Origin of the sequence: Kitasatospora sp. NPDC052868, from assembly GCF_044547105.1 — a bacterium.
Classification (GTDB): Bacteria; Actinomycetota; Actinomycetes; order Streptomycetales; family Streptomycetaceae; genus Kitasatospora.
The window spans coordinates 367,208-373,667 of the sequence record NZ_JBITZW010000002.1; the positions used below are offsets into that span (position 1 = coordinate 367,208).

At 75.5% G+C, this 6,460-nt stretch carries 6 protein-coding genes; 3 read left to right on the forward strand and 3 right to left on the reverse strand.

What is annotated here, in order from left to right:
• Positions 1-11: 11 nt before the first annotated feature.
• The 3 genes from ACIGZJ_RS05285 to ACIGZJ_RS05295 form a co-directional block, all read right to left on the reverse strand.
• Complete coding sequence (locus ACIGZJ_RS05285; protein ID WP_396456018.1) at positions 12-1,361, reverse strand: M20 family metallopeptidase; 1,350 nt, start codon at positions 1,359-1,361, stop codon at positions 12-14.
• An 879-nt stretch (positions 1,362-2,240) separates the two neighbouring features.
• Positions 2,241-2,900, reverse strand: a complete 660-nt coding sequence (locus tag ACIGZJ_RS05290; protein WP_396456019.1) for a response regulator — start codon at positions 2,898-2,900, stop codon at positions 2,241-2,243.
• On the reverse strand, positions 2,897-4,357 hold the full coding sequence (locus ACIGZJ_RS05295; protein WP_396456020.1) for a sensor histidine kinase: 1,461 nt from the start codon (positions 4,355-4,357) through the stop codon (positions 2,897-2,899). Before ACIGZJ_RS05295 ends, ACIGZJ_RS05290 begins: the two co-directional genes overlap by 4 nt.
• 177 nt (positions 4,358-4,534) lie before the next feature.
• Between ACIGZJ_RS05295 and ACIGZJ_RS05300 the strand changes: the two genes are divergently transcribed.
• The 3 genes from ACIGZJ_RS05300 to ACIGZJ_RS05310 are packed head-to-tail and all read left to right on the forward strand — an operon-like array spanning position 4,535 to position 6,323.
• Positions 4,535-5,422 carry a class I SAM-dependent methyltransferase gene (locus tag ACIGZJ_RS05300; protein WP_396456021.1) on the forward strand — a complete coding sequence of 296 codons (888 nt, stop codon included), beginning with the start codon at positions 4,535-4,537 and terminating at the stop codon, positions 5,420-5,422.
• A gap of 47 nt (positions 5,423-5,469) precedes the next feature.
• A complete protein-coding gene (locus ACIGZJ_RS05305; RefSeq protein ID WP_396456022.1) occupies positions 5,470-5,772 on the forward strand; it encodes a GNAT family N-acetyltransferase in 303 nt (100 codons plus the stop codon).
• Positions 5,772-6,323: a (4Fe-4S)-binding protein gene (locus tag ACIGZJ_RS05310; RefSeq protein WP_396456023.1), complete on the forward strand. Its 552-nt coding sequence runs from the start codon at positions 5,772-5,774 to the stop codon at positions 6,321-6,323. Before ACIGZJ_RS05305 ends, ACIGZJ_RS05310 begins: the two co-directional genes overlap by 1 nt.
• The last annotated feature ends 137 nt before the right edge of the window (positions 6,324-6,460 follow it).

The window sequence follows — 6,460 nt, forward strand, 5'->3', positions numbered from 1 at the left end:
CCGGACAGGGTCTAACCCTCCGAGCGGTCCCTCAACCGCGGCAGCGGAACCGCGAGCAGCGCGGCCAGCAGCGCGATCCGGGGCGCCAGCTGGTCGATCCGGATGTGCTCGTGGCGGGCGTGCGCCCCCGCGCCGACCGCCCCGAAGCCGTCCAGCGTGGGCAGTCCGCGCGAACCCGGCAGGTTGGTGTCCCCCGCCCCGCCGGCCGGTGCGCCGTCCAGCTGCTGGCCGAGCACGGCCGCGAGCGAACGGACGTGCCGCAGGAGCGGGTTGCCGGAGCGCTCCGGCCAGGCCGGCCGGCTGGACAGCACCTCCGTCCGCACCCGGGCCCCCGGGCGCAGCGCGGTCAGCCTGGCCAGGTGGTCGAGCGTGCGCCGCTGTGCCTCCGCGGTGGAGAAGCGCAGGCCGAGTTCGGCCTCCGCCCGGCCGGCGATGACGTTGGCGCGGGTGCCGCCGCTGATCCGCCCGGCGTTGAGCTCGGTGCCCGGTTGTCCGGCCAGGTCGCGTACCGCGACGAGCTGGTCGACGAGCTCGTCCACCGCCGAGACGCCGTCGGTGGCGTCGTTGCCGGCGTGGGCTTCGCGGCCGGTGACGGTGAGCCGTACCCGGGTGCTGCCGCGGCGGGCGGTCTTGAGCCGGCCGTCGGGGTGCGACGGTTCGAGCCCCAGCACGGCTGCTGCCCCGCGAAGTTGGCGCTCGACCAGGCGCCTGCCGTCGGGGCTGCCGACCTCCTCGTCCGACACGACGACCACGCGGACGGTGCGGTGGGGGCGCTGGCCGAGGTCGGCGAGCAGGGCGAACGCACCCTCCAGAATGGCGAGTCCGCCCTTCATGTCGACGACTCCGGGGCCGCTGAGGGTGCCGTCCTGCTCGGTGACCGGCCAGTCGGCGAGGGTGCCGACCGGCCAGACGGTGTCGTGGTGGCCGACGACCAGGAGGTGCGGCAGGCTCTCGTCCTGGCCGTCCCACTGAAGGACGAGGTGGTCTCCGGCCGGGGCGGCCTCGCGGCGTGCGGTGGCTCCGGTGGCCCGGAATCCGGCGGCCAACTCCTCCGCCAGGGCGTCGAGTCGGGGCGCGTCCCCGCTGGGGGACTCGATCCGGGCCAGGTCGGCGCAGCGCTTCCGGACGGCTCCGGCCAGGGTGCGGGCGCGGGTGCTGAGCGCCTGGGGCAGGCCTGGGAGCGCGGCGGTGGGGCCCGCCTGGGCGTCGCTCTCCGTGGCGGTCGGCAGCGCCGCCGATGCGGCGACGGGCCGGACGACCGCTGTGGCGGCGGACGCCGTGACCGACGCCGTGACCGCTGTTGCGACCGACACCGTGAGTGCGAGGGTGGTCGGTGCGACGGACGAGGTCCCGGTGGGCACTGCGGACGGCGTTGCGGACTGCGTTGCGGACGGTGCGACGGCTGGTGGAGCGGTTGCTGGGGCGGTCGGTAGGGCGGTCGGTGCGATGGACGGGAGGGCGGATGTCGGGGCGCTGCCCGCGCGGGTCACGGACTTGGCGGCGCCGGGATCGGAGGTCGCGGTCGGCGTTCCGGCCGGCCGAACGGCTTGGGGACTCAACGCTCGCCTCCGCGGCCGCCGCCGGTATTCAGCGGTCGCACCGGCCGGCCGGACCAGCCCGGGTGTCCGGACCAGCCGGGGCGTGCGGCGCCGGCGGATCGTACGGTCCGCCAGGACGGCCCGTCTGGCCCAAGTACGGTGGAACGGCTGGGCGGCATGCTTGGCATTGCGTCCTCCTCGCTCGATCCGGAGGCCCCGGTCGGCCCGGAGCCCCCGTGGACGGCGGCTTCGAAGCGGCGGGCGCAGAGATCGCACCGCCGCAGGGAAGCCGAGATGTGAGCCTAGAAGAACCGTTCGGTTTCCTGCGAGGTGGCCCTGTTCCCAGCGCACCGGGACCAGACCCCGCAACGGGGCGCCCATCGGAGAACAGCGGCGGGCGCACGGCGCGCGGGCCTGGATCGGTGCGCGAGCGCGGTCGCCGGATCGCGCCCATCTCCACCATGGACCTAGCGCCGGGGTTCGGCAGCGCAAACCGCCAAGACGCGGCATTTCCACGCCGGATGGGTGACAGCGGCTCAGCGCGCGGTACGAGGTGGGAGCCCACCCGGCACTGGTGTGGCGGCAGCCGAACTGCGGATGGCCCGTCGCCGTGGAGGGGCGCTGGGCGATGGGCAATGGACGGAGATCGGTGAGCGGTAGTCGGTGGTCGGTGTGCAGCGGTCGGTGTGCAGCGGTCCGCAGTCAGTCGGTGTCGTCCACCACCCCGGCATCGCGGGCGAGGAGCGCGGCCTGGACGCGGTTGCCGACGCCGAGCGCGGTGAGGATCCGGCTGACGTGCGCCTTGACGGTGCTCTCCCGCATGCCGAGTGCGGACGCGATCTCGGCATTGGAGCGGCCGCGGCCGAGTTCGCGCAGCACCTCGACCTCGCGCGGGGTGAGCGCGGAGACGCGGCTGCGGGCCTCGACCGAGCGCGGTGCGCCGGTGCGGTGGTAGCGGTCGATCAGGCGGCGGGCCGCGGCCGGGTGCAGCATGCCCTGTCCTGCGGCGACGATGTGTACCGCGCGGGCGATCTCGGCGGGCGGGGTGTCCTTGAGCAGGAAGCCGTCGGCGCCGGCGGCGAGCGCCTGGTACACGTACTCGTCCAGGTCGAAGGTGGTCAGTGCGATCACGCGCGGGGCCTCGGGGAGCTCGCGCAGTCGGCGGGTGGCGGCGATGCCGTCGAGCCGGGGCATCCGGATGTCCATCAGGGCGACGTCGATCCGCCGGTGGCGGGCCAGCTCGACGGCCTGCAGTCCGTCGGCGGCCTCGGCGACGACGGTCAGGCCTCGGTCCTGGGCGAGCAGGTCGACCAGGCCGAGCCGGACGAGGGCGTCGTCGTCCACGACCATGGTTCGGATCACTGGGCCTCCGTCGGTGAGGTCACTTCGGCGCCGGGTCGTGGTTCGGCCACGCCGGGTCGCGGGGTCGCTCCCAGAAACGGTGTCCGGGACGGTGGCTGGGGCGGCGGCCGGGGCGGGGGCGACACCGGGGGCGGTTCGGGCGGGCGCCGCGGCGGCGGCAGTTGGGCGGCGAGCCGAAACCCGCCGCGCCCGTCGGAGCCCGCGTCCAGGTGCCCGCCGAGCGCGCCGACCCGTTCGGCGAGCCCGACCAGTCCGTACCCGCCACCGGGGCGGTCCCCGTCCGGTACCTGATCGCCCTCGCCCCTGCCGTTGCGCACCTCGACGCTGGTCGCCGGGGTCCCGTAGCGGACCCGGACCGTCACCGGTGCGGCGTGCGCGTGTTTGCGGGCGTTGGTCAGCGCCTCCTGGACCAGCCGGTGGACGGCCAGGCGGTGGGTGGTCGGCACGCTCTCCGGATCGCCGGCGAGCGAGAGTTCGACGATCTGCCCGGCCTCGGTGGCCTCGCCGACGAGCTCGGTGAGATCGCGAAGTGCGGGCGCCGGTATGGGGGCGGGGTGGGAGAGGCCGGCAGGCCCGTGTTGCGGCGTGGGCTCGGCAGGCGGGTCGGCCGGCCCGGGGGCCGGCGGTAGGGAAGCCGGCGGCAGGGCGTCGGACGGCGGCTCCGGCTCGGCCCGGAGGGCGCCGAGGACGTCGCGCAGATCGTCCAGCGAACGGGCGGCCGTCGTGCGCAGCAGCTCCAGCCGGTGGGCGAGGCGGTCCGGGTCGTCGGCGACGGTACCGGCCCGGGCTTGGTCGCGGAGCACCCCGGCGTGCAGCACGAGCAGACTGAGGCGGTGGGCCAGCACGTCGTGCATCTCCCGGGCGATCCGGGCGCGTTCGGCGGAGCGGGCCTGGTCGGCGCGGAGCTCGCGCTCACGGCGCAGCGCGTCGACCTGGTCGTGCAGGGTGCGGATCAGGACGCGTCGACCGTGCAGCCAGAGCCCGAGCGACAGGGCGGCGGCCTCGACCAGCAGTTGGGCGCCGATGGTGCCGGCCCAGTCGATCACCGAGTGTGCGCGGGTGGCGCTGAGTAGGGCGATGGCGCCTCCGGCCAGGCCGGCGGGGACGAGGCGGCCGGTGGAGGCCAGGTGGTAGACGCTGAACAGGCCGGGGAAGGCCCGGTTGAGGAGGCCTGCGGTGAGGACGGGCAGGACGGCGGCGGCGACCGGGTGGCGGCGGGAGAGCAGAAGCCCGAGGGAGGCGAGCGCGGCGACGGCCGTCCGCAGGGGGCGGTGGGGGTCGTCGGCGTGGCTCCACTGGGCGGCGGACTCCTCGACGGCGAGGAGGAGGATCGCGAGGAGGAACAAGCTCTCGGTCCATCGGCGCCGGTCCGGTCCGAGCCAGCCGAGCAGGGTGCGGCCGGGTCGGTTCTCCGGGATGGCTGGTCGGACCGCCCGGTCTGTCGTGTTCGTGGTCAATCCGCCCCTCCCGCCCTGGACCGGCGTCCGCCCGCTGCGGCCGCTGGCCCGATGCTAAGGCCGGTCTTCGAGCTCGCACCCCCGACGAAAGGGCATTGGCACCCTGGACTTTCGTCGGGGTCGGGCGTCGCTCACCGGCCGATTCGGTGAATTCAAGGCGTCTCTACCGTCGGCTTCATGACGACAGATCAGCTGTACTCGAGCACTGCCGCCGGCGTCGGCCCGGTTCCCGCCCCTGCGCTGGGGAGGGTCGGCGACCGGCTGTTGTTCCTGGCGGAGGCGCTCCGCACGTTCCGCAGCACGGGTGCGCTGGCGCCCAGCGGGGCGGGCCTGGTGAGCGCTCTGGTGGTGCCGGTGACCAGCCGTCCGGACCGGCCGCTGTCGGTGCTGGAGGTCGGTGCGGGGACGGGTGCGGTGACTCGGCGGCTGGCCCGGGTGCTGCGCCCGGGCGACCGGTTGCACGTCGTCGAGGCGAACCCGAGGTTCGTGCGGCGGCTGCGGGAGGATCCGGATCTGGGGCGGCTCGGCCCGCGGATCGGCCTGCGGCTGTCGGCCTGCCGGCTGGAGGAGCTGCCGGAGTGCCGGCCGCAGGCGCCGGACGGGGGCGGGCCGCGGGGTGAGCGGTACGACGTGATCGTCTCGGGGCTGCCGCTCACGAACTTCGAGCCGGCGGAGGTGCGGCACGTCCTCGACCTGTATCTGCGGCTGCTCGTCCCAGGCGGGGAGCTGACGTACTTCGGGTATCTGGGGACGACGGCGGCGCGGACGCTCGCCGTCGGGCCGCGCCGGGGTGCCCGGCACCGGGCGGTGGTGCGGTTGCTGCGGCGGTTCGAGGCGGCGCACGGGCTCGGCAACCGGACGGTCTGGCGCAACCTGCCGCCGGCCCGGGCCCAGCTGCTGCGCGCCCCGGGCGGTTCTGCGCTCTCCGGTGGCCCGCGCTGTTCGGAGGGGGCGGGCCGACCAGAGGGTCCGCGCCCCGCAGATGCCCAGGGTCGCCCGGAGCAGCCGGTCCGACCGGAGGGCTCGGACTCGTCGGCGGGCGGGGCCGCAGCCGCCGCTCGATGATGGACCGGGGCCGGCCCCGGCCCCGTGTCCGGGATCGAGGAGCTCCGATGACCGTCACGGTGCGCGACGCCGAAGCGAACAGTCGTTTCGAGGCCTGGGTGGGCGACACCCTGGCCGGCTTCGCCGAGTACATGCGCAGCGACCACCTGGTGGTGTACCCGCACACGGTGGTCGAGCCCGCCTTCGAGGGGCAGGGCATCGGCGGCACGCTGGCCCGGGCCGCCCTGGACGATGCGCGCACGCGGGGGCTTCCGGTGCTGGCGACCTGCCCGTTCATCAAGGGCTGGATGCTGCGCCACCCGGAGTACGCGGATCTCGCGTACGAGAACCGCAGCCGGGTGGCCGACTGATGGCCGGCGCGGACGAACCGGGCGGGAGCGGCGGGCCGGACGGGAGCGGCGGGCCGGACGGGAGCGGCGGGCCGGACGGGAGCGGCGGGCCGGGCGGGAGCGGCGGGCCGGACGGTCGGGCCGACGACCGGGCAGGCGCCCGCCGCGGGACCGTGCGGACGTACGAGGCCGAGGGGATCGCGGTGGCCTTCGACTCTGCGGTGTGCCGGCATGCCGCCGAGTGCGTGCGGGGGCTTCCGGCCGTGTTCGACACCGGGCGGCGGCCGTGGATCAGCCCGGGCGCGGCCGAGCCGGGGGCGGTTGCCGAGGTGGTGCGGCGCTGTCCGACGGGCGCGCTCTCCTACCGGCTGGCGGACGGCACCACGGAGGTGCCGGACGTGCCGACGACGGTGGCCCGGACCACGGACGGGCGACTGCTGCTGCGCGGGCGGCTGCGGGTGACGGACGCGGCCGGAGAGGTGCGGCAGACGCCCCGGGCGATGCTCTGCGGCTGCGGCGGCAGCGCCGGCCAGCCGTACTGCGACCGCAGCGGGGCGTGCGGCGAAGGGTGAGTGCGGGCGGGTGGTGGGCGGCGGCGCGCCCCCCCCCCGCGGCCAAAAGCCGCCATAAGGTGTCGTAAAAAGGCATTAGGATGACGGAGGAACCATATTTTAATACATAAACCCGAATGCCCAACAGGTAAAAACAC

Excerpts from the sequence above, each read along its gene's own strand:
- ACIGZJ_RS05300 (WP_396456021.1), top strand. The coding sequence starts at position 4,535 with ATGACGACAGATCAGCTGTACTCGAGCACTGCCGCCGGCGTCGGCCCG.
- ACIGZJ_RS05305 (WP_396456022.1), top strand. The coding sequence starts at position 5,470 with ATGACCGTCACGGTGCGCGACGCCGAAGCGAACAGTCGTTTCGAGGCC.
- ACIGZJ_RS05310 (WP_396456023.1), top strand. The coding sequence starts at position 5,772 with ATGGCCGGCGCGGACGAACCGGGCGGGAGCGGCGGGCCGGACGGGAGC.